Here is a 21,552-nt window from a genome sequence, read left to right as displayed (position 1 = left end):
CCACGACCACCTGCAGCAAAGATTCACTCCTCAACCCCGCGTGAACAAGCGCTCCACCTCTGCCCGCAGCCATTGCTGATCCGAGTCCTGCTCGGTGCTGCTGTGCCACAGCATGTGCACCTCATAAACAGGTGCATCCTCAAAGGCCCACATCTGCAGCTGCACGCGCTGGCTCAGTTCGCGGGCGTACATCTCGGGCACGATGCACAGCAAATCGGTGTTTTGCGCCAGCTCGGCGATCGCGCCAAAGTGGCGTGGACGCACCAAGATGCGGTCTTGGAGTTTCATGCCCGCCAGCATTTTTTCCACGCTCCCATGGAAGGTCGCCGTGGGCGAGACCACCACAAAATTCGCTTGCGCCAGTTGGCTTGGGCTGAGCGTCTTGCTGCGCCCTGGTGGGCTGGGTGACCAGTCTTTGGAAGAGATGGCCATATAGCGTTCCTTGAACAACAGCTGGCTGCGTATGCCCCGGTGCTGCGGCTTGAGGATGCCGATGGCCATGTCGATGTCACGCGATTCCAGGGCAGCAGCCACTTGGGACGCATCCACCGACACGTTGGACAAACTCGCATGGGGCGAGACTTTGCGCAACGCCGAAGCCAGGCGCGGCAAGAACAAAATTTCGCCCAAGTCGGACAAAGACAAACGCCAATGGCGGTGGCTGCTGGATGCGTCAAAAGGCTGGTGGTTGAGCACCAGGCTTTCCATGGCCAGCAACTGCGATTGCATGGCGGGTGCCAATTGTTCGCACAGCCGCGTGGGCTGCAAACCAGCGGGCGAGCGCACAAACAATTCATCGCCAAAAAATTCGCGCAAACGGGCCAAGGCGTTGCTGGTGGCGGGCTGCGACAAGGCCAACGCCTTGCCCGCCGCCGTGACCGAGCGGCTGCGGTGGATGGCCACCAGCACCCGCAAGAGGTTCAGGTCGAGTTGTCGGAAATTCATGCTTTGCCCATGGTTCATGTGAATAAGGGTTGCCCCTAATTATTCACACGATCAATGTACTGCATTGAAAGAATCCATTTGCGACAAGGCCTCAGCTGGCCTAAATTGCCCTCACTTGATCAGGCAACACCACGGGGCAAGGCCCCATGAAAGGTTTTGGGCATGGCTGAACGCTCGTTTGTGCAAGAGGTGCAAAAACTGCGCTTGGGCGATGGCGACGAATTCCATGGCGAAGGCATTTTGGCCGTCACCAAGGCTTTGCTGCAATCGGGCGTGTCGTATGTGGCGGGCTACCAGGGTGCGCCGATCTCGCACCTGATGGATGTGCTGACCGACGCCAACGACATCCTGCAAGAACTGGGTGTGCATTTTGAACACAGCGCCTCCGAAGCCACGGCCGCCGCCACTTTGGCCGCCTCGGTCAACTACCCTCTGCGCGGCGCGGTCACCTTCAAATCCACTGTGGGTACCAATGTGGCGTCGGACGCACTGGCCAATCTGGCCTCAGGCGGCGTCACCGGCGGGGCCATGCTGATCGTGGGCGAGGACTACGGCGAAGGTTCCAGCATCATGCAAGAGCGCTCGCACGCCTTTGCCATGAAATCGCAGGTCTGGCTGATCGACCCCCGTCCCAACCTGCCCAGCATCGTGCACGCGGTGGAAAAAGGCTTTGAGTTGTCCGAGGCCAGCAACACGCCGGTGATGCTGGAGTTGCGCATCCGCGCCTGCCATGTACACGGCCGTTTTCCCACCCGGGACAACGTGCGCCCCAGCTTCACGCTGAAAGACGCCATCGAAAACCCCAAACGCGATGTCAACCGCATCGTGTTGCCGCCCGCCAGCTACCTGCACGAGCAAGAAAAAACACACAAGCGCTGGCCCGCTGCGGTCCAATTCATTCAGGAACACCAGCTCAACGAGTTTTTCTCCGAAGACGCGCAAGACTTTGGCATCGTCATGCAGGGCGGCCTGTACAACGGTGTGGTGCGTGCACTGCAGCTGCTGGGCCTGGCCGATGACTTTGGCAAGACCGACATCCCGCTGTATGTGCTGAACATCACTTACCCCCTGGTCGACGATGAATTCAAACGCTTTTGTACAGGCAAGCGCGGCCTGCTGGTGGTGGAAGAAGGCCAGCCCGACTTCATCGAGCAAAACATCCACAGCATCTTGCACAAAGCGGGTCTGAGCAACCAAATCCACGGCAAAGACGTGCTGCCCATGGGCGGTGAATACACCGGTGGGGTGGTGCTGAAAGGTATCCGGGCGTTCATCGCGCAATACGCGGCGCACTTGCTGCCAGCAACGGTGCCCGCAGTTCAAGCGAGCAACCAACTGGCGATCAGCGAAGCCGTGGCCCAGGTGCACCCGCGTCCGCCCTCGTTTTGCACCGGTTGCCCGGAGCGGCCCATCTTCACGGCCATCAAGATGATCGAAAAAGAGCTGGGTCAACACCATGTCAGCTGCGACATCGGCTGCCATTTGTTTTCGATCCTGCCGCCTTTCAACATTGGCGCCACCACCATGGGCTATGGCCTGGGCTGGGCGGGCGCTTCGGCCTTCAACACCAACGAGACGAGCAAGCGCACCGTCTCGATCATGGGCGACGGGGGCTTTTGGCACAACGGCCTGACCAGCGGCGTGGGCAACGCGGTGTTCAACCAGTCCGACAACTTGTTGCTGGTGGTGGACAACGGTTATTCGGCAGCGACCGGTGGGCAAGACGTGCTCTCGTCCAAAGCCATCAACCCGATCCGCAGCACCAACAACCCGATTGAAAAAGCGGTGCGCGGCGTGGGCGTGGAGTGGGTCAAGACCGTGACCCACACCTACAGCCTGGACCAGATGCGCCAGACCTTGCGTGAGGCCCTGACCACGAAGCAGCAAGGCCCCAAGGTCATCGTGGCGCAAAGCGAATGCATGCTCAACCGCCAGCGCCGCGTCAAACCACTGATCCGCCAGCGCATCCAGAAAGGCGAGCGCGTGGTGCGCGAGCGCTTTGGCATCGACCCCGACACCTGCACCGGCGACCACTCGTGCATTCGCCTGTCGGGCTGCCCATCGCTCAGCATCAAGCCCAACCCCGATCCGCTGCGCCTGGACCCGGTGGCGGCCGTGGCCGACAGCTGCGTGGGCTGCGGCCTGTGCGGCGAGGTCGCGCACGCTGCAGTGCTCTGCCCCTCGTTTTACCGGGCCGAGATCATCAACAACCCCAGCGGCTGGGACCGCTTCAAACAAGGCCTGCGCCAGCGCGTGATTGGCTGGCTGCAAAACCGCATCGAGCGCCGCCTGGAAGGCATTGCCGCATGAACGACTCTCCCCAAACCCAAGGCATCATCAGCCTGGCCATTTTGGCCATGGGCGGTGAAGGCGGCGGTGTGCTGGCCGACTGGCTGGTGGACTTGGCCGAGCACAACGGCCATTGGGCCCAGACCACCTCGGTGCCCGGCGTGGCGCAACGCACCGGGGCCACCATCTATTACATCGAGATGTACCCGCAAGCGGCCTCCCCCACAGGGCAGCTGCCGGTGATGGCGCTCAGCCCCTTTCCAGGCGAAGTGGACATCGTGCTGGCCTCCGAGCTCATGGAAGCAGGCCGCGCTCTGCAGCGCGGCCTGGTGGATGCCCACAAAACCACCTTCATCGCGTCCTCGCACCGCGTCTACTCCATGACCGAGCGCACCGCCATGGGCGATGGTCGGGTGGACGAGGCCAAGCTGCTCGCCGGTGCACAAGCGGCTGCCAAGTTGTTCATCAGCGCCGACTTTGCCCAACTGGCCGAGCAAACCGGCAGCCTGATTGCGCCCGCCTTGTATGGGGCGCTGGCGGCCAGTGAGCGTCTGCCGTTTTCCAGGGCGCAGTTTGAAGCCACGATTGAGCGCAGCGGCGTGGGTGTCAAAACCAGCCTGAAGGCTTTTGCCGCTGGCTTTGATGCTGCCATGCAGGTGTTGCATCCCCAGACGACAAGCGTGGCCGATGTCACCCCGCTTGCCCTGCCCTTGCACCGCCAAGTCGGCCCCAAGCTGCAGGCCCTGGCGCACAGTTTGGAGGGCACATTTGCCCCATCCGCGCACTCCGTCATCGCTTCGGGTTTGACGCGCCTGGCCGATTACCAAAGTGTGGGCTATGCCACCCTGTATGCGGGGTACTTGCAAGACCTGGCCCAAGCTTTGGCCTCGGCCACATTGGCCCCGTCTTTGGCCGAAGACCTCTTGCGCGACGGTGCTCGGCACTTGGCGCTTTGGATGTCCTACGAAGACACGGTGCGTGTGGCCGATCTGAAAACACGCCGCTCACGTTTCGCCCGCGTCAGCCAAGAGGTCAACCAGAGCGACAAACAGCTCATCGACATCCACGAGTTCATGCACCCGCGCCTCGAAGAAATCGCCGACACCTTGCCTGCAGGTTTGGGGCGGTGGTTGCTGGCTTCAAAAACAGCCCGCGCCGTGGTGGGCCGTTTCACGCAAAAAGGGCGCGTGGTGAAAACCAGTTCCTTACGCGGTTTTTTGCTGCTTTATGGCGTGGCCAGTTTGCGCCGCATTCGACCCTTGTCACTGCGCTACGAAACCGAACATCAACGCATCAATGTCTGGTGGGCACAGACCTTGGCGCTGCTGCCGCAACATGCCGATCTGGCATTGGAAGTCCTGCGCGCCCAGCAGCTGGTCAAGGGCTATGGCGACACCCATGCCCGTGGCTGGCGACATTTTGAAAAACTCATGGCCGCCTTGCCGCGCCTGCAGAAGCTGCCCGATGCAGCCAACCGGTTGAGCGCCTTGCGCAAAGCGGCGCTGGCCGACGACAGCGGCCAGGCGCTGGAGCAAGCCCTGAGCCAGCTGGCACCTGCGTGACGCATGCATCCGACCAGGCAGGACTACCCTTCAAGTTTCCCATCCACCTTCCACACACTCAGGAGACAAGCCCATGAAACGACGTTTACTCACCCAGGCCACGGCACTGGTTCTGGCCCTCGGTGCCACCTCGGCCACACTGGCGCAAGAGGTCACTTTGCGCCTGATCAGTGGCTTTGCCGAAAACGGCATCTACGTGCAACGCCTGCAGCCCTGGATCAACAAGGTCAACGCCGAAGGCAAAGGCGTGTTGCAAATCAACTTCATCGGCGGCCCCCGTGCCATTCCCTCGTTTGAGCTGGGCAACGCGGTCAAAACCGGCGTGGTCGACATGGCGCTCAACACCGGCGCTTTCTACACCAACGTGATGCCCGAGGCCGACTTTTTGAAGCTCACCCAGATCCCGGTGGCCGAGCAGCGCAAGAACGGTGCTTTTGATGCGATCAACAAGGTCTGGAACGAAAAAGGCAACATGCAGTACTTGGCCCGCATGGTCGAAAACCAGCCCTTCCACATCTACACCAACAAGAAGGTCGACAAGCCCGACCTGGCGGGTCAAAAAATCCGCATCACACCGGTTTACCGCGACTTCTTTCAGTCCCTCAACGCCAGTGTGATCACCACCCCTCCGGGCGAGGTCTACACCGCCCTGGAGCGCGGTGTGGTGGACGGTTATGGCTGGCCCATTGGCGGTATTTTTGACTTCAACTGGCATGAAAAAACCAAGTTCCGCATCGACCCGGGCTTTTACGACGCCGAGGTCTCGCTGATCATGAACCTGCCGGCCTACAAAAAACTCAACGACACGCAGCGCAACTACCTGCAAAAACAGTTGCTGGCGCTGGAGGCCGAGAACACGTTCTGGGCACGCTACGGGGCCGATGAAATCGCACGCCAGACCAAGGCGGGTATCCAGACCATCACCTTTGATGCCGCCACCAGCAAGGCCTTTCGCGACAAGGCTTACGACATCGGCTGGGCCGGTGCTGCCAAGCAAAGCCCTGAAGTGGCCGCTCGGTTCAAGGCGCTGTTCTCCAAATGATGCAAGCGCTGTCTGAGCGATTTGGCCGGTGGCTGTCGGGTCTGGCCCTGCTGGGCTGCCTGCTGCTGCTGGCCATGATGCTCATCATCGTGGCCGATGTGGCCCTGCGCAATCTGGCCATTCCAGGGATGCCACTGGGGCTGTCGTGGAGCAACGAGGTGTCTGAACTCATGCTCTACCTGATCACGATGTGCGTGGCCCCTTGGCTGCTGCGTCAGGGTCAGCACATCCGGGTGGACATTTTTCTGCAGGCCATTCCACCGCGCATGGCTTGGGCTCTGGAATGGGTGGGCGATGTGCTGGGCCTGTTGTGCTGCCTGGTGCTTGCCTGGTATGGCGTTTTGGCCACCTGGGCCAGTTATGCCGCAGGGTCACTCAGCATCAAGACCCTGGTCACACCCGAGTGGTGGTCGCTCGCGCCTTTGCCGGTGGTGTTTGTTCTGCTGTCCATCGAGATGGTGTTTCGCATGCACCGCCTGCTGCACGCCGAGCGCGGACCACGTCAGGACGCGGTGAGCGCCGCTTGAACGGGTTCCAAATGTTTTTATTTTCCTCATCTGGAGTCTGCACATGAGCAGTTGGCCCATCGCAGCCTGGTTGATGTTGGGCGGCTCCACCTTGCTGCTGTTCATGGGCATGCCCGTGGCGTTGACTTTTTTGGGCGTCAACATCATCGGGGCCGTGCTTTACATGGGTGGCGAGCCCGGCTTGGTGCAGCTGGTGCGCAACAGCGTCAGTTCGGTCACGGCCTTTGCGCTCACGCCCATTCCGCTGTTTGTGCTGATGGGCGAGATTTTGTTCCATACCGGTTTGGCCGTGAAAGTGATCGACGGGGTCGAGCGCTTGATCGTTCGGGTGCCTGGGCGCTTGGCGGTGGTGGCGGTGGTGGCGGGCACGGTGTTTTCGGCCATCTCGGGCTCCACCATTGCCACCACGGCCATGCTGGGCGCCCTGATGCTGCCTGTGATGCTGGCCCGCGGCTACCACCCCACCATGGCCACGGGTCCGATCATGGCCATTGGCGCGGTGGACATGCTGATTCCGCCTTCGGCCCTGACGGTTTTGCTGGGTTCGCTCTCAGGCATCTCGATTTCCAAGCTGCTGCTGGGTGGTGTTGTTCCCGGGCTGCTGTTGTCGGTGGCGTTTGTGGCCTGGATCATTGTGCGGGTGCGCATCAGCCCCCATCTGGCGCCTAACGACACCGAGGCCGTGCAGCACCAAGGCTGGGACCGCTGGCAACCGCTGTTTGCCTACGTCTTGCCCACCTTGTCGATTTTTGGGGTGGTGGTGGGCGCGCTGGCAGCGGGCTGGGCCACGCCCACCGAGTGCGCAGCGCTCGGTGCCTTTGCCACCATGCTGCTGGCCGCGCTTTACCGCGCCCTGCGCTGGGAGGCGGTGCTCAAGGCCCTCAAGGGCACGGCAGGCATCTCCGGCATGATTTTGTTCATCATCTTGGGGGCCACCACCTTCGCACAGATTTTGTCTTTTTCGGGTGCAAGTTCAGGTTTGGTGCAGCTCATCACCGAACAAGGTTTGTCGGCCAACCAGATCCTGATCGGCATGATGCTCTTCCTGATTTTTCTGGGTATCTTTGTGGACCAGGTCAGCATGATGATGATCACCCTGCCCATCTTCATGCCCATCGTGAACGCCCTGGGCATCGACCCGGTGTGGTTTGGTGTGTTGTTCCTCATCTGCATGCAAATGGGTCTGCTTTTGCCGCCCCATGGTTTGCTGCTCATGACCATGCGCGGCGTGGCCCCACCGTCGGTCACCATGACGCACATCTTTTTGGCGGTCACGCCTTATTTGGCGATGAGCGTGTTGCTGCTGGTGGCCGTCTTCATGGTGCCGGGCATCGCTACCTGGTTGCCCGGGTGGATGGGCTGATGGGCTGCTTGTAAGAGCCCACCCCTGGGCGATTGCATCCAACCGCCAGGGCAAGCCATCGCCCACGGGGGTGGGCTCCTACAAAGATACAGACAACAGCCTGCGGTCTGATCAATCGTTGGATTTGAGCAGACCTGCCGCCCGCAGCTTGTCTTTTTTGCTGGGCCGTGAACCCTTGATACCACCATTGCCGGGTGATGGCGGCGGTGGGGTTTCGGTTTGCTCAAAACCTGGCACCTGCTCCAAAGGCAGCTCCAAGCTTTCGCGTTTCTGGATCAGCTGCCAGTGCGCCAGCGCTGCAGCCGTGACAAAGCTCACCGCGTCGCCATGCGCACCCGCCCTGCCGGTGCGGCCGATGCGGTGGGTGTAGTCAGTGGCCGAGCGCGGCAGGTCGTAGTTGACCACCACGGGCAGCATGGCGATGTCGATGCCGCGTGAGGCCAGGTCGGTGGTGACCACCACGTCCCAGCGTCCGGCCTTGAACTCGCTCAGCACCTCTTGCCTTGCCCCTTGGCTCATCTCGCCATGAAAAGGCGTAGCAAACACACCCGCCTTGTAGAGCTTGTTCGCCACATGCTCGCAGGCGTAACGCGTGGCCACAAACACCAGCACCTGTTTCCAGCTGTTTTCGGTGATCAGGTGGCGCAACAAGGCGGTGCGGCTTTTCTCGTCCACGGCAATGGCCCGCTGGGTGATGTCGGGCTTGTGGCCTTCAAAAGCCTCTACTGTGATGCGCACCGGATCACGCAGCAGCTTGGCCGCCAAGGCTTCCACCTCGGGTGCAAACGTGGCCGAGAACAACAAGGTTTGACGTTGGGCGGGCAGCAGCGCCAGCACGCGTTGCAGCTCATCGGCAAAGCCCAAATCCAGCAGGCGGTCGGCTTCGTCCAGCACCAAGTGTTGCACATCGGCCAGGCGCACGGCGTTCTGGTCGATCAAATCGAGCAAACGGCCGGGTGTGGCCACCACGATGTCGGCACCGCCGCGCAGCGCCATCATTTGTGGGTTGACCGAAACGCCGCCAAACACGGTGTTCACCTTGAGCGACTGCGGCAACTTGTAAGCCAGGTTGGCCAACACATCGCCCACCTGCACCGCCAGCTCGCGCGTGGGCACCAGCACCAGCGTACGCACGGGGCGGCGAAAATTGGTCTGGCGCGGTGCGGCCAGCAGGTGCTGGAGCAGCGGCAGCGCAAAAGCCAGCGTTTTGCCCGAGCCGGTGGGCGCGGTGGCCCACACGTCAGCCAACTTCAGGGCAGCCGGAATCGCCTCGGCCTGGATGGGGGTGGGGGCATAGAGGCCCATGTCGGACACGGCGCGTTGCAGCGCGGGGGACAGGCCCAATGGGCCAAAACTCAAGGTCATGCTTGATCCTCAAAAAAATGCTGCCCGTTAAGGATCAAGGTGAAACGGCTCATCGCTCATCACCCTCCAGCGGAGAACGTTCGGGCACCATCGCCAAAAAGCTGGCCAAATCGCCCGGCTTGGCCGCACCAGCACGTTCGGCAAAAAAAGCCACTGCGTTGAGGGCGGACACCTTTTCGGCCACAGCCACAGTAATGAACTGGTTGAGCGAAGCCTGATCTTGTTCTGCCAACTTGCGTGCATGGGCATACAAAGAATCGGGCAAACGAAGCGCAAAAGTACTCATACGGCATCCTCCAAAAAAGCCAAAGCCTGGGCTGGTGTTTTGACAGCCAGGCCAAAGCGTGGCGCGGCGATCGAAAAATCTTTCACATTCAAGGTGACCAGGGCATGTACCCGCGCGTTGACAGCGGCCTCGAGCACCATCTCATCACCCGGGTCGCGCAACTGTGGCCGCCAGATGTAATGCAAGCTCACCGGCTCCACCCAAAGGGCCAAGGCGGACAAAAACGCATCGACCTGCTCAACAGAAAAACCATGCAAGGCCCGTATCGAATCGCGCTTGAGCACCGACTCGTATTCAAGCCACAAAGCAGGCGACGCCACCACGCGCAAACGCGTCGAAGCCACCGCTTGAAGCAGTGCATACGACGCGCCCCGAGCGCTGCTCAAGCCTGCAACCAGCACGTTGGTGTCCAGCAACATGATTTTCATGATGTTGCCAATGATATCAGCGAATAATCAGCATCGGGCCTAATGACGTGGGTGCACAGAAATGATGCACCAGAGATCGCGGCGCACAAGGCGAGCCAAGTTTGCGCTGCTGCGCTGCACTCGCCGTGAAAATTTGGTTCGTCGTGACCGTTGATGTCAATGACGGAAGTGCCGCACCCCCGTAAACACCATCGCCACACCACGCTCGTTGGCGGCGTCAATGACCTCCTGGTCCCGCATGGAGCCACCGGGCTGGGCCACGCAGGTGGCACCCGCGTCCACCACCACGTCGAGGCCGTCGCGGAAGGGGAAGAAGGCGTCGCTGGCCACCACGGTGTGTTGAAGGCTGAGCTTGGCGGCTTCGGCCTTGATGCTGGCGATGCGGGCGGAGTCGAGGCGGCTCATTTGGCCGGCGCCCACACCCATGGTCATGCCGTTTTTGCAGAACACGATGGCGTTGGATTTGACGAACTTGGCCACTTTCCAGGCAAACAGCAGGTCGTGCAGTTCTTCGGGGGTGGGTTGTTTGACGGTGACGATTTTCATGTCGGCCAAAGCCAACTCGTGGTTGTCGGCGCTTTGCAGCAACAGGCCAGAGCCCACGCGTTTGGTTTCGAGTGCGTTGCGCACGTCGCCATAGTTGGCAGGCAAAGCAATTTTCATCAAGCGCACGTTCACTTTGCTCTTGAACACTTCGAGCGCTTCGGCGCTGAAGTCAGGGGCCATCAGCACTTCGACGAATTGCTTGCTCACCGCCTCGGCAGCGGCTTTGTCCACAGGGCGGTTGAAGGCGATGATGCCGCCGAAGGCGCTGGTGGGGTCGGTTTGGAAGGCTTTGCTGTAGGCCTCGAGTGCGGTCGCGCCCACGGCCACGCCGCAGGGATTGGCGTGTTTGACGATCACACACGCGGTGTTCTCGAAGCTCTTCACACATTCCCAAGCCGCATCGGCATCGGCGATGTTGTTGTAAGACAGTTCTTTGCCTTGCAGCTGCACGCCAGTGGCCAGAGACCCAGCCGCTGGAGCCAAGTCACGGTACCAAGCGGCTTGCTGGTGGCTGTTCTCGCCGTAGCGCAGGTCTTGCACCTTGACGTATTGCTCGTTGAACTGGTCTGAGAACTGGGCGCGCTCGGGCACGTAGTCTTCGCTCAGTTTTTCAGCTTCAAAGTTCACGCTGGAGAGGTAGTTGCTGATCGCACCGTCGTATTGGCTGATGCGGTTGAACGCGGCCACCGACAAGGCAAAACGCAGTTTGTCGCTGAGTTTGCCGCTGGCTTTGAGCTCGGCGATCACGTCGGCGTATTGGCTGGCGTCGGTGACGATGCCCACGTCTTTCCAGTTTTTGGCGGCAGAGCGCACCATGGCGGGGCCGCCGATGTCGATGTTCTCGATGGCGTCGGCCAGTGTGCAACCGGGCTTGGCCACGGTGGCCTCAAAGGGGTAGAGGTTGACGATGAGCAGGTCGATGGTCTCGATGCCATGCGCTTGCAATGCCGCCATGTGCTCGGGCGTGTCGCGGCGCGCCAGCAAGCCGCCGTGCACTTTGGGGTGCAGTGTTTTGACGCGGCCATCGAGCATTTCGGGGAAGCCGGTGACTTCGGCCACCTCGGTCACGGGCAGGCCTTGCTCGGCCAGCAGTTTGGCGGTGCCGCCGGTGGAGATCAGGCCCACGCCCAAGGCGTGCAGGTCACGCGCGAGTTCGACGATGCCGGTTTTGTCGGAGACAGAGATGAGGGCTCTCATGGGGGCTTTCTTCAAAATTCAGAGTATTTAAGGTGGGGCCGGGCTAAAGGGTTCCGGCAGGTATTCAAGTGGGCTGGGCGGGAGCAGGCCGCCCCAGCTTCATTTCAACAAATCGTGTTCGAGCAGTTTCTTGCGCAAGGTGTTGCGGTTCAGGCCCAACCATTCGGCGGCGCGTGACTGGTTTTGCCCAGACTGGTTCATCACCACGTCGAGCAGTGGCTTTTCGACCAGCTTGACCAGCATGTCGTAAAGACCCGTGGGGTCGGTGCCGTCCAGGTCGCGGAAGTAAATGTCCAGGTTGTCCCGGATGCAGTTTTCAATGGATTGGGGTTCGCTCATGGCGTGGTCTCTAAATCGGTGCAGGCCTCGGGGCGCTGGGCCTGGCGCTGGGGCAGACGCTCCATCTGCTCGGCCAAGCCGTCCAGATAAGCAGCCACGGCGGCCAGTTGTCCGTCTGCGGTTTCCAGGGTGTTCATGTGTTCACGAAAGGCGTCGCCACCGGGCAGCGTGCGCACATACCAGCCGATGTGTTTGCGCGCCGAGCGCACGCCGGTGTATTCGCCGTACAAACCGTAGTGATCTTGCAGGTGTTCCAGCAAGGCGCGGCGCACCTCGGCCACCAGGGGTGGGGCCAGGTGTTCGCCCGTGGCCAAAAAGTGGTCGATCTCACGGAAGATCCAGGGGCTGCCTTGCGCGGCGCGGCCGATCATCACGGCATCTGCGCCGGTGAACTTCATCACATCGCGGGCTTTTTCAGGCGAATCCACATCACCATTGGCCACCACAGGAATGCGCAAGGCGGCCTTGACGGCGGCCACAGTGTCGTATTCGGCCAGGCCTTTGTAGCCTTGCTCGCGGGTGCGGCCATGCACGGTGACCATTTGCACCCCGGCGCTCTCAGCGGCGCGGGCCAAGCTCAGGGCGTTTTTTTCGGCATCGCACCAGCCTGTGCGCATCTTGAGTGTGACGGGCACGCCGTGAGGCAAAGCCGCTTCAACCACGGCGCTGATGATCTCCAGCGCCAGCGGCTCGTCTTGCATCAGGGCCGAGCCAGCCCATTTGTTGCAAACTTTTTTGGCCGGGCAACCCATGTTGATGTCGATGATTTGCGCGCCCCGGTCGATGTTGTAGCGGGCAGCGTCGGCCATCATCTGCGCCTCGGTGCCCGCAATTTGCACCGCAATCGGGCCGGGCTCGCCGTCGTGGTTGGCGCGGCGCGAGGTTTTGAGCGAGGCCCACAAATCGGGCCGCGAAGTCACCATTTCGCTCACGGCATAACCCGCCCCAAACTGCCTGCACAGCTGGCGAAATGGCCGATCCGTCACCCCCGCCATGGGGGCGACAAACAAATTGTTCGGCAATAGGTAAGGGCCAATCTGCATGACTGGGGGTCGGTATTTGGTGGGGGGGCCTGAAAAGGAAGCACGATTGTAATTGCTTAATATTTCAGCAAATGAAAGCGAAGTGTGCTAGCCATTGCGGCGGGCAGCAGCACCCGCTTGATGGCGACTTGCGCTCCACGAGCGCAGTCTTCGTTTCAGGGCTTGCGGCATCCCTGCAGCTTGATGGGCTCAATGCAGAGGCGGTTTTGACCGTCGAATGGCTTCAATGACCGCTTGCCCGGTCGAGCCACTTGCCCATCAATTCGAGGATCTGGCGGCGCATGAAGGGCTTGGTGAGGTAATCGTCCATGCCTGCGGCCAGACAATTGGCCTTGTCGTCGGCCAAGGCATTGGCCGTCAAGGCCAAAATCGGCTTGCGGGGCAAGCCCAGCGCCACTTCGCGAGCACGGATGGCGCGTGTGGCGGTGATGCCATCCATCTCGGGCATTTGCACATCCATCAACACAATGTCGTGTCCTTCGGTCGCGCTGATGTGCACCGCCTCCAAGCCGTTGTGGGCCTGGAGCACACGGCAGCCCGCTGTTTTGAGCATGGTCACCAAGATTTCACGGTTCACATCGTTGTCTTCGGCGATCAACACGGTGCAGTCCAGTGTTTGCGGGGTTTTGGCCTGTGTGTGGCTGGCTTCCAGCGGCAGGTCTTTCAGGCGGGGGCCACACACCTCAAACCAAAATTCTGAACCTTGCCCGGGTTGGCTGGAAAAACCCACTTGCCCGCCCATGAGTTCGGACAACTGACGCGAAATGACCAAGCCCAGGCCGCTGCCTCCATAGCGCCGGGCCATGGAAATATCGGCTTGCGAAAACGCACTGAACAAACGGTGGGCTTCTTCTTCGCTGATGCCAATGCCGGTGTCGCGCACCGTGCAGCGCACACGGGTCATGCCGTCGTTTTGCGTCATGTAGACCAAGCCCACGCTCACCTGGCCTTGGGCGGTGAACTTGACGGCGTTGGACACCAAATTGCTGGCCACCTGGGTGAATCGGTGCGGGTCGCCCAGCAGCATCAGGGGAACCCCATCGGCGGGTGGCTCAAACACCAGCTTCAGACCTTTGTCCTGGGCATGCGGCTCAAACAAGGCAGCCACCTGACGCGCCGCCTGTTCCGGGCTGTAAGGCACTTTTTCCAAGTGCAGCATGCCCGCCTCGATCTTGGAAAAATCAAGGATGTCGTTGATCAGGTAGAGCAGCGTCGACGACGAGGAACTGATCATGCTGATGAGTTTTTTCTGCTGCTCAGTCGGGTCGGTCGAGCCCAGCAACTCAGAGACACCGATCAGGCCGTTGAGAGGGGTGCGGATCTCATGGCTCATGTTGGCCAAAAACTGGCTTTTGGCTTGGTTGGCGGCATCGGCGTGCTCTTTGGCCAACAACAGCTCGGCGGTACGGGCTTGCACCTCGGATTCAAGTTGCTGGCTGTATTGACCCAGTGCTTTGTCTTTGTGCTCGATTTGGTCGAGCATGGAATTGAAACCGGCCACCAACTCGCCAATTTCGTCCTGGCTTTGACGTTTGGCGCGTTGGCTGTAGTCGTGCACCGAGGTGATGCGCCGCATCACCTCGGCCAAATCCAAAATGGGCTGGCTGATGATGACGATCAACTGGCCCATGAATTGGCGCACCACCGCATAGGCCAACATCATGGCCACCACGGCCACCAGCAAGGTGATAGCGATGTTCCACCAAAAGTCATCCAGCCGGATCTTGACCAGCACAAAGCCGATGCGCTCGCCATCTTGAACAATGGGCAAGCGAATGGCATAGCGGCTGAGTGTGAGCTGCGAGATTTGGGTCCCGTCCAGCATGGCCGCTGGGGTGGTGCTTGGCGTTGACTTCACGTCGCCCAGCCGTGACGGGTAATGCGCAAAAGCGACCGAACCCGAGGCTTTGGTGTAAATGTCGACGGTTTCCACATTTTTGATGTGCCGGAAAATTTCCAGTTGCTTGTGGGCCCCAGCGCTGTCTTCAAAAAGGACTGCTGCTGCATTGCTTTCTGCGGCCAGCTCGGCCAGGCTTTTGGCCGCAGCCTGTGTGGCTTGCAAAGTCTGACTGGCTTGCCACAAGGTGATGACCACAAAAAACAAGATCAGCACGCACCAGATGCCCAAAGCCAAAATATGGTTGAGCTTCTCGCGCATGGGCGCATGCAGCAGTTTTTCTCGACGCCAATTGGAAAAGGTCAGCACCATCGAGCCCTTATCGAACGACCACGCGGGCCAACTTGAGCATCTGGCTGCTGGCTTTGATGCTGGATTTTTGCAAGTTCAGCAGGTTCACATCAAACTCCACCCGGTCGTCGTTGAAAACCATGGACAGGTGCGCACCCTGGTCCATGGCTTGGCGGGCGTCGCTGACCAAAAGCACCGAAGCTGAGCCCAATTGCCGCACCAACAAAGGCAAAAGTCGTGCATCACTCTCGCCCACAAAGACCATGCTGCACTCCTTGGCCTGCTCGATGGCCACATCCTTGCGGACCATGATTTCGCGGCCCTGAGCCACGCGGCGATTCAAGCTGAGCATGGCCCCATTCAGGTCATCGCGACCCATGACACACATCCGAAGAATTTTGTCTTCGGAGGCGGGCAACTCGACAAACTTGGCGAAGTTGAACACATAAGCGGCTTTGATGCGGTCCACCGTTTGCCCTGCGGGCTGGGCTGCAGCCGTCCAAGAGGACAAACAGCACCACAACATGGCACCCCAGCGAAGGCCTTGCCCCACCTGCACAGAGACTTGTCGCAGGCACGCGAGACGGTTCATATTTTGAAAGGTCATGGTCATGTCCTTCAAAAACGAACCACCGCTTGAACCAGAGCGCTGCGCTGTACGTCATACGCCCGGGTCACGGGGAAAATGTTGATGAATTCGGTGTGACGGTCTTTGAGCAGGTTGCGCCCCATCAAGGACAGTTCGGTGCTGCGGTTGACTTGCCATGCCAGTCGCATGTCCAGGCCGGTATAGCCAGGCAAGGGGGTGGGCGTGTCGGTGTTGAGGGTGTAGTGGGCCGTCCCCGAGTTGTAGCGCAGGCGCACGTCCAAGTTCAGATCGCTGGCGAGGTTGAAGTTGTTGCGCAGCAAAATCTGGTGACGTGGCGCACTGTTTTCAAAGGCCCGGACCTGGATATCACCCAACAAGTCGCCAGACATTTTCCCTTTGACACGCAACAGGCTGTAAGAACCTTGCACCTTCCACCAGGCACGGGGATGCCATTCCAGGGACAGCTCCCCACCCCATGAACGGGCCTTGTCCAGGTTGGTGTTGTAGCCAGACATGGTGTAGTAACACATGCCCGGACCATAAACCGCCAAGCAACCCAGGGCCTCGGGCAAACCCACCACCGGTTGGCTGTTCATGCGGGCACCACGCAAATGGCTGTAATCGGACGCAAACAAAGAGACGTCGACGCTCAGGAAATTGGAGAATTGTTTGCGCCAACCGGCCTCCAGACTGAGTGCCTGCTCGGCTTTTAAGCCCGCCTGCGCACGCGGCGAGATCTGAGTGATGGCCGTGAGCATCTGGGCCGGCAGGTTCAAGCCCGTCACGCCATTGAAACTGGCAGCATCCGCAGCACTGATGTCAATCGTGGCCAGGCTCTCGGTGCGACGCGACGAACGCACCGAACGCGACAAGGCCCCCCAATAGGCTTCGTTCTGTCCCGGCGTGTAGAGCATGCGCACATTGGGCTGGATGTTGAACCCTGTCAAACCATCTTTTTCGAACTTGGAGCCCACAATCAGCTTGAAGCGTTCGGGCACCAAGGTGATTTCGTCGTGCACAAAGGCGCTGTAACTCAGTCGATGGCTTTCGCCATCCAGCAAAAGATAGGGCGAGGTGGGCAAGATCAGCTTGTCCGAGGTGTAGCGCAGGTTCAGTCCCCAAATGAAATCATGGTCACCCCAAATTTGACGCTGCTGAAAATCCACATCGGCATCTGTTTTGCTGCCCCCCATGTCCATAAATCGAGGCAACTCTGCCAAGGGCATTGAAGTGCCTGCACCTGAGCCCCAAAGCCCCTCATGAATCGACCGGTCTCGGTCAATCGACGCTTGCAAGACATTCTCGGCCCCGGCACTGCCTTTCCAGGCATAACGCGCTTGCAAGGCCCCGCCCTGGGCACGTTCGTTCATGAGGCTGTCACGCGCAAATGGGGTGGCCGGGTCGCTCAAAGCCAAAACCGAGGGCGTGCCCCAGTAATCGTGCGACCGGTCTTGGTACACCTCGGCCTTGAGGCTCAAAGAGCCACCGTCAAGCTTGGGCTCAAGCCGGATGCCCAAGCGCTGCCCCTTGGCCGCATCGACACCCGTCAAACCCGTGTCGCGCTCCAAAGACCCCCCCATGCTGCTGGCTTTGCCATACACCTTGTAGTGCCCGCCTTGGGTCAACTCGCCACCCTGAGTCAGCGAGGCCGAGGCCGTTTGACCATTGCCCAGCACAGCACTTACCCGTTGGCCCTGGCTGGCGCTGGCCGAACGCGTGACGATGTTGATGACGCCATTCATGGCGTTGGTGCCCCACAAGGCTGCGCCTGGGCCACGGATGACTTCAATCCGTTCGATGTCGTCCATGATCAGGTCTTGCGTTTCCCACAACACGCCAGAAAACAAGGGGGAATAAACGCTGCGGCCGTCGACTTGCACCAACAATTTGCTGGAAAAACGCTCATTGAACCCGCGAGAGCTGACTGCCCAACGGTTTCGCGCCATTTGCGCCACGTTCAGGCCCGGCACCAAACGCAAGGCTTCAGGGATGGATTGCGCACCGGAGCGCCGAATTTCTTCTGCCGAGATCACATAGGCGGCTGCCGCCATGTCGGCCACACGCTGCTCTTTGCGCGACATGGACATGAGCCGGTAATCGACCAACTCCTCCAAAGACATGTCCAAAAACTCATTGCCCGTGGCCGCTGCTGCACACGAGGCGTGAATGGCGCATGCCAACAGCGTCCATCGCCAGAGATTTTGGCGTTTGTTTTTGTTTTCCCTCATCGGCATGCTCCCTTTTGAATCTATTGTCACCTCAAGATCAGTTATTAGATTTTATATTTCCTGTTTTTTGATGTCCAAAGAAAACTTGCATTTATTCAATTTGTTATATTTGAAGTATTCATTCGAATCAGTCTTTGTTTCCACTGTTCCATGACCTCAGGGCCTCGGGTAACCCGGAAAAAAACCACAAAACCGGACACCGCTACACTGCCCCGATGGATGTTTGGTTGAATCACCTCTTGCAATGGCTGGCTTTGCCGCAACACGGTTTGAGTACGGTGTTTGTGGTGGCCTTCATCTCGGCCACTTTGTTGCCCATGGGTTCTGAGCCCGTTGTTTTTGGGCTGGTCAAACTCAATCCTGAACTTTTTTGGCCTGCGGTGGTGGTCGCCACGGCGGGCAACACCTTGGGTGGCATGCTCAGCTGGTGGATGGGCCGAGGCACCTTGCACGCCATGAAGCGCTGGCGCGACACGCCAGGGCACCTCAGAGCCCTGTCTTGGCTCGAAAAACTGGGTCCTAAAGCCTGTTTACTCAGTTGGTTGCCGGTGGTGGGCGACCCCTTGTGCGCGGTGGCTGGCTGGCTGAAGATGCCTTTTTGGCCTTGCACCTTGTACATGGCCATCGGCAAATTCTTGCGCTACCTGGTCATGACCGCCTTGTTGCTTTGGGTGTTTCCCTGGCATTGACCAGGCTTGGCCGAGCGAGCCTTGCCAGTTGGCCAGTCGGCCTGCTGGCTCAAAACCAACGCTGCTGCTGTCAAGTGAATCCCCAACTCAGCTCACAACGTTCAACAAAGACTGCCCGGCCGTGTAGCGCCGCAGATTGTCCAAAAACATCTGACGAACGCGCTGTTCGTTGCCATCCGAATGACCCGCCGCGTGGGGCGTGACCATGACCTGGGGCATGGCCCACAAAGGGGAGTCTGTTGGCAAGGGTTCGTGCGCAAACACATCCAGAAAAGCACCGCCCAAATGGCCACTTTGCAGGGCGAACACCAAAGCTTGCTCATCCACCACCTCACCTCGCGCCACATTGATCAGGTGAGCCCCCGCTGGCAAGGCGGCCAAGGTGTGCGCATTGACCAATTGACGGGTCTTGTCGGTCAAGGGGCAGGCCAAAATCAGCCAATCGGTGCGGGGCAGCACCTCATGCAAGCGCTCAAATGTGACATGCTCGACCGCATCGGGCGTGGCCTGACAAGGTGATGCGGCGTGCTGGCGCACGGCCACCACATGCAAGCCCAAAGCCTGCAGCAAACTGCCCAGCTTTTGACCAATCGGTCCCCAGCCCACAAGGGTGGCGGTTTGGCCTGGCAAGTCGCGCGGCATGCGTTCACCGAGCAGCGGGATCCACTGGCGTGCTTGTTGCTCGGCCCACAAACCCGGAAAACGCCGGGCCAAAGCCAACAAGCCCGCCAAGGCCACGGTGGCCACCACCTGCGCATTGGCCCCGGACGAGGTGGCAATTTGCACCCCCCGGGCCTTCAAGTCCAGATAGATCTGCCGGTCAGCCCCTGCCGAGTGGATGTGCACCCACTTCAAACCCGGCGATTGGCGCAGCAAGTCATACACCCGCTGCAAGGCGGGGTGAATTTGGTGCTTGGTCGAGGTGCCAGTGACTTCACGCGAGATGAAGGCCACATCGGCATCGGTGCGCTGCGTGGCCACCGCCGTGTCCAGCGCCAGCAACTCGTGGGGTCGCGGGCCCATGAGCGCTGAGATGGCCGGCCCCAACTGTTCGATGCTTGGCTGCGACATCAGCAAGCGCAATGGGCGTATGGGGGCGTTCATTCGGCCCGCGCTCCCGAGTCACGCACGATCAAGCGCCACTTGTCGTGTTCGCGCTGCACAAACTGTCCAAACTGTGCGGGGGTGCCACCTGCAGGGTCAGCCCCTTGCGCAATCATTTGCTGCTCGATCGCGGGCACTTGCAGAACCTCGTTGACCGCCTTGTTGACCAAGTTGATCACCGATTCGGGCGTGCCTTTGGGTGCAAAAAAACCAAACCACGAACCCGCCTCGAAATTGGGAAAACCTTTTTCGACCACGGTGGGCACATCGGGCATGGAACGGGAGCGCTTGAGCGAGCTGACCGCCATGGGCTTGAGTTTGCCCGCCGTGATGTGCGGCATGACGGACGGGATGGTGGCAAACATGAACTGGATGCGCCCGGCCAAAAGGTCCTTCAAGGCATCTGCCCCTTTGTAGGGAATGTGGGTGGCCTCAAAACCCACCCGTTTGGCCAGCATGAAACTCGACAAATGCGAAGAGGTGCCAATGCCGGTCGAGCCGTAGTTGAGCTTGCCCGGGTTGGCTTTGGCGTAGGCGACCAGCTCCTCCATATTGCTTGCGGGCACCGACGGGTGAATCACCAGCACATTGGGCACATCGGCAATTTGCACCATGGGCACCAGATCGGTCAAGGGGTTATAGGGCAGCTTGGCATACAGCGAAGGATTGACCGCGATCGGCCCCACCGAATTGACAATCAGGGTGTAGCCATCGGGCGCTGCACGCACCACCATTTCGGTGCCCAAGTTGCCCCCTGCGCCGGGCTTGTTGTCAATCACAAAAGGCTGCTTGAGCTTTTCAGACAATTGCTGCGCCACGGTGCGGGCCAGGATGTCGGTGGTGCCCCCAGCGGTAAAGGCCACCACGACTTTGACCGGCTTTTGGGGATAGGTTTGCGCCTGGGCCAACGGCGCTCCAACCCACGCCACAAGCGTCAGGCAGCCCAACAAGGTCATGGCTTTGAGTTTCATGGGTGTCTCCGTTTATTCAACAATGGTGATCACAGCCCTGGGGCAAAACAAACCTCAGGTCTTGTAACTGGGGTCCATGCGGTCGAGTTTGCGCAGCAAGGCGGGCCACTCCATCAAACCGTAAGGCCTGCGCGTGCTGGGCTGGTAGTTGTTCCAGGTTTCTTCCAGCACCTCAGGGGCCACTTTCACGAAGGGCGTGTTGCAGGCCATGGCCGCCAGTTGAGCGTGGCAAGCCAGCTCCAAGCGGTGCATCCAGTTGAAGGCCTCGCCCACGCTGCGGCCGACCGTCAAGGCCCCGTGGTTGCGCAAGATGAGCGCCTCCCCCTGCCCCAGGTCTTGGACCAAGGACGCCTGTTCGGCCAGATCGAGCACCACACCCTGGTAGTCGTGGTAGCCAATCTTCAAAAAGCGCATGGCCGTTTGCGTGATCGGCAAGAGGCCACATTCGAGCGAGGACACCGCCATGGAGGCCCAGCTGTGGGTGTGAATGACGCAGTCCACCTCGGGACGAGCCGCGTGCACCGCGCTGTGGATCACATAACCGGCCTTGTTGATGCCGTAGTTCAAGTCACCAAAATCGGGCTTGGCCAAGATGTTGCCGTCGTGATCAATCTTGATCAAGCTCGACGCTGTGATCTCTTCGTACATCATGCCGTAGGCGTTGATGAGAAAAGCGCCCTCCTCGCCCGGCACTCGCGACGAGATGTGGTTGGCCATCATGTCCGACATGCCATAAATGGCCAACAGCCGGTAGCAAGCCGCCAGATCGACACGCGCCTGCCACTCTTCGGGTGTACAACGAGCCTGCATCGACTCGATTTTCAATATTCCGTTTTCAAGCATGACAACTC

General features: G+C 60.0%; 19 protein-coding genes. 6 read left to right on the top strand and 13 right to left on the bottom strand.

The genetic code is table 11. The annotated features are described in order from the left end of the window. Positions 1 to 30: 30 nt before the first annotated feature. Positions 31 to 945, bottom strand: a complete 915-nt coding sequence (locus B9Z48_RS09600; protein WP_089959137.1) for a LysR family transcriptional regulator — start codon at positions 943 to 945, stop codon at positions 31 to 33. A 162-nt stretch (positions 946 to 1,107) separates the two neighbouring features. On the opposite strand from B9Z48_RS09600, the gene B9Z48_RS09595 reads away from it, so the two are divergent. The 5 genes from B9Z48_RS09595 (at position 1,108) to B9Z48_RS09575 (ending at position 7,728) form a co-directional block, all read left to right on the top strand. Further along, positions 1,108 to 3,255, top strand: a complete 2,148-nt coding sequence (locus B9Z48_RS09595; RefSeq protein ID WP_108377999.1) for an indolepyruvate ferredoxin oxidoreductase subunit alpha — start codon at positions 1,108 to 1,110, stop codon at positions 3,253 to 3,255. Further along, positions 3,252 to 4,796, top strand: coding sequence for an indolepyruvate oxidoreductase subunit beta family protein (locus B9Z48_RS09590; RefSeq protein WP_108377997.1), 1,545 nt, complete (start codon positions 3,252 to 3,254; stop codon positions 4,794 to 4,796). Before B9Z48_RS09595 ends, B9Z48_RS09590 begins: the two co-directional genes overlap by 4 nt. 73 nt (positions 4,797 to 4,869) lie before the next feature. Then, positions 4,870 to 5,838, top strand: coding sequence for a TRAP transporter substrate-binding protein DctP (gene dctP / locus B9Z48_RS09585; protein ID WP_108377995.1), 969 nt, complete (start codon positions 4,870 to 4,872; stop codon positions 5,836 to 5,838). Next, entirely contained in the window at positions 5,835 to 6,365 is a 531-nt protein-coding gene (locus B9Z48_RS09580) for a TRAP transporter small permease (protein WP_233261079.1), read from the top strand. Before dctP ends, B9Z48_RS09580 begins: the two co-directional genes overlap by 4 nt. Positions 6,366 to 6,408: 43 nt before the next feature. Beyond that, positions 6,409 to 7,728 carry a TRAP transporter large permease subunit gene (locus tag B9Z48_RS09575; RefSeq protein WP_108377993.1) on the top strand — a complete coding sequence of 440 codons (1,320 nt, stop codon included), beginning with the start codon at positions 6,409 to 6,411 and terminating at the stop codon, positions 7,726 to 7,728. Positions 7,729 to 7,839: 111 nt separating this feature from the next. Here B9Z48_RS09575 and B9Z48_RS09570 read toward each other — a convergent pair whose 3' ends face one another. From B9Z48_RS09570 to B9Z48_RS21815, 9 genes are all read right to left on the bottom strand, one after another. Then, on the bottom strand, positions 7,840 to 9,087 hold the full coding sequence (locus B9Z48_RS09570) for a DEAD/DEAH box helicase (protein WP_108378198.1): 1,248 nt from the start codon (positions 9,085 to 9,087) through the stop codon (positions 7,840 to 7,842). 55 nt (positions 9,088 to 9,142) lie between these two features. Continuing rightward, the gene (locus tag B9Z48_RS09565; RefSeq protein ID WP_089958942.1) at positions 9,143 to 9,379 is read right to left on the bottom strand and encodes a toxin-antitoxin system HicB family antitoxin; all 237 of its coding nucleotides are present in this window, start codon (positions 9,377 to 9,379) and stop codon (positions 9,143 to 9,145) included. Continuing rightward, positions 9,376 to 9,807 (bottom strand): putative toxin-antitoxin system toxin component, PIN family, encoded by a 432-nt coding sequence (locus B9Z48_RS09560; RefSeq protein WP_089958945.1) that lies wholly within the window; start codon positions 9,805 to 9,807, stop codon positions 9,376 to 9,378. The genes B9Z48_RS09565 and B9Z48_RS09560 overlap by 4 nt, the downstream gene beginning before the upstream one ends. Before the next feature lie 156 nt (positions 9,808 to 9,963). Continuing rightward, positions 9,964 to 11,550 carry a bifunctional phosphoribosylaminoimidazolecarboxamide formyltransferase/IMP cyclohydrolase gene (purH, locus tag B9Z48_RS09555; RefSeq protein WP_089958949.1) on the bottom strand — a complete coding sequence of 529 codons (1,587 nt, stop codon included), beginning with the start codon at positions 11,548 to 11,550 and terminating at the stop codon, positions 9,964 to 9,966. Between the two features lie 99 nt (positions 11,551 to 11,649). Next, a complete protein-coding gene (locus tag B9Z48_RS09550) occupies positions 11,650 to 11,889 on the bottom strand; it encodes a Fis family transcriptional regulator (RefSeq protein WP_089958953.1) in 240 nt (79 codons plus the stop codon). Beyond that, complete coding sequence (dusB, locus tag B9Z48_RS09545) at positions 11,886 to 12,932, bottom strand: tRNA dihydrouridine synthase DusB (protein ID WP_089958957.1); 1,047 nt, start codon at positions 12,930 to 12,932, stop codon at positions 11,886 to 11,888. Before dusB ends, B9Z48_RS09550 begins: the two co-directional genes overlap by 4 nt. A gap of 223 nt (positions 12,933 to 13,155) precedes the next feature. Then, on the bottom strand, positions 13,156 to 15,141 hold the full coding sequence (locus B9Z48_RS09540; RefSeq protein WP_089958960.1) for an ATP-binding protein: 1,986 nt from the start codon (positions 15,139 to 15,141) through the stop codon (positions 13,156 to 13,158). Between the two features lie 7 nt (positions 15,142 to 15,148). Continuing rightward, on the bottom strand, positions 15,149 to 15,727 hold the full coding sequence (locus B9Z48_RS09535; RefSeq protein ID WP_158273240.1) for a YfiR family protein: 579 nt from the start codon (positions 15,725 to 15,727) through the stop codon (positions 15,149 to 15,151). Between the two features lie 11 nt (positions 15,728 to 15,738). Further along, complete coding sequence (locus B9Z48_RS21815; RefSeq protein WP_158273239.1) at positions 15,739 to 17,937, bottom strand: TonB-dependent siderophore receptor; 2,199 nt, start codon at positions 17,935 to 17,937, stop codon at positions 15,739 to 15,741. Between the two features lie 215 nt (positions 17,938 to 18,152). Between B9Z48_RS21815 and B9Z48_RS09525 the strand changes: the two genes are divergently transcribed. Next, positions 18,153 to 18,626 (top strand): YqaA family protein, encoded by a 474-nt coding sequence (locus B9Z48_RS09525; protein WP_089958972.1) that lies wholly within the window; start codon positions 18,153 to 18,155, stop codon positions 18,624 to 18,626. An 87-nt stretch (positions 18,627 to 18,713) separates the two neighbouring features. Here the strand turns inward: B9Z48_RS09525 and B9Z48_RS09520 are convergent, their stop codons facing one another. The 3 genes from B9Z48_RS09520 to B9Z48_RS09510 are packed head-to-tail and all read right to left on the bottom strand — an operon-like array spanning position 18,714 to position 21,544. Then, positions 18,714 to 19,730 (bottom strand): D-2-hydroxyacid dehydrogenase, encoded by a 1,017-nt coding sequence (locus B9Z48_RS09520; RefSeq protein ID WP_233261078.1) that lies wholly within the window; start codon positions 19,728 to 19,730, stop codon positions 18,714 to 18,716. After that, positions 19,727 to 20,701, bottom strand: a complete 975-nt coding sequence (locus B9Z48_RS09515; RefSeq protein ID WP_233261077.1) for a tripartite tricarboxylate transporter substrate binding protein — start codon at positions 20,699 to 20,701, stop codon at positions 19,727 to 19,729. The genes B9Z48_RS09520 and B9Z48_RS09515 overlap by 4 nt, the downstream gene beginning before the upstream one ends. A gap of 54 nt (positions 20,702 to 20,755) precedes the next feature. After that, positions 20,756 to 21,544: a class II aldolase/adducin family protein gene (locus B9Z48_RS09510; protein ID WP_108377987.1), complete on the bottom strand. Its 789-nt coding sequence runs from the start codon at positions 21,542 to 21,544 to the stop codon at positions 20,756 to 20,758. Positions 21,545 to 21,552 lie beyond the last annotated feature (8 nt).

The sequence above is a fragment of the Limnohabitans sp. WS1 genome, assembly GCF_003063265.1.
In the GTDB taxonomy this organism is placed as follows: domain Bacteria; phylum Pseudomonadota; class Gammaproteobacteria; order Burkholderiales; family Burkholderiaceae_C; genus Limnohabitans_A.
Note: the sequence above shows the minus strand (reverse complement) of the source record. Positions and strands in the feature narration are given on the sequence as shown.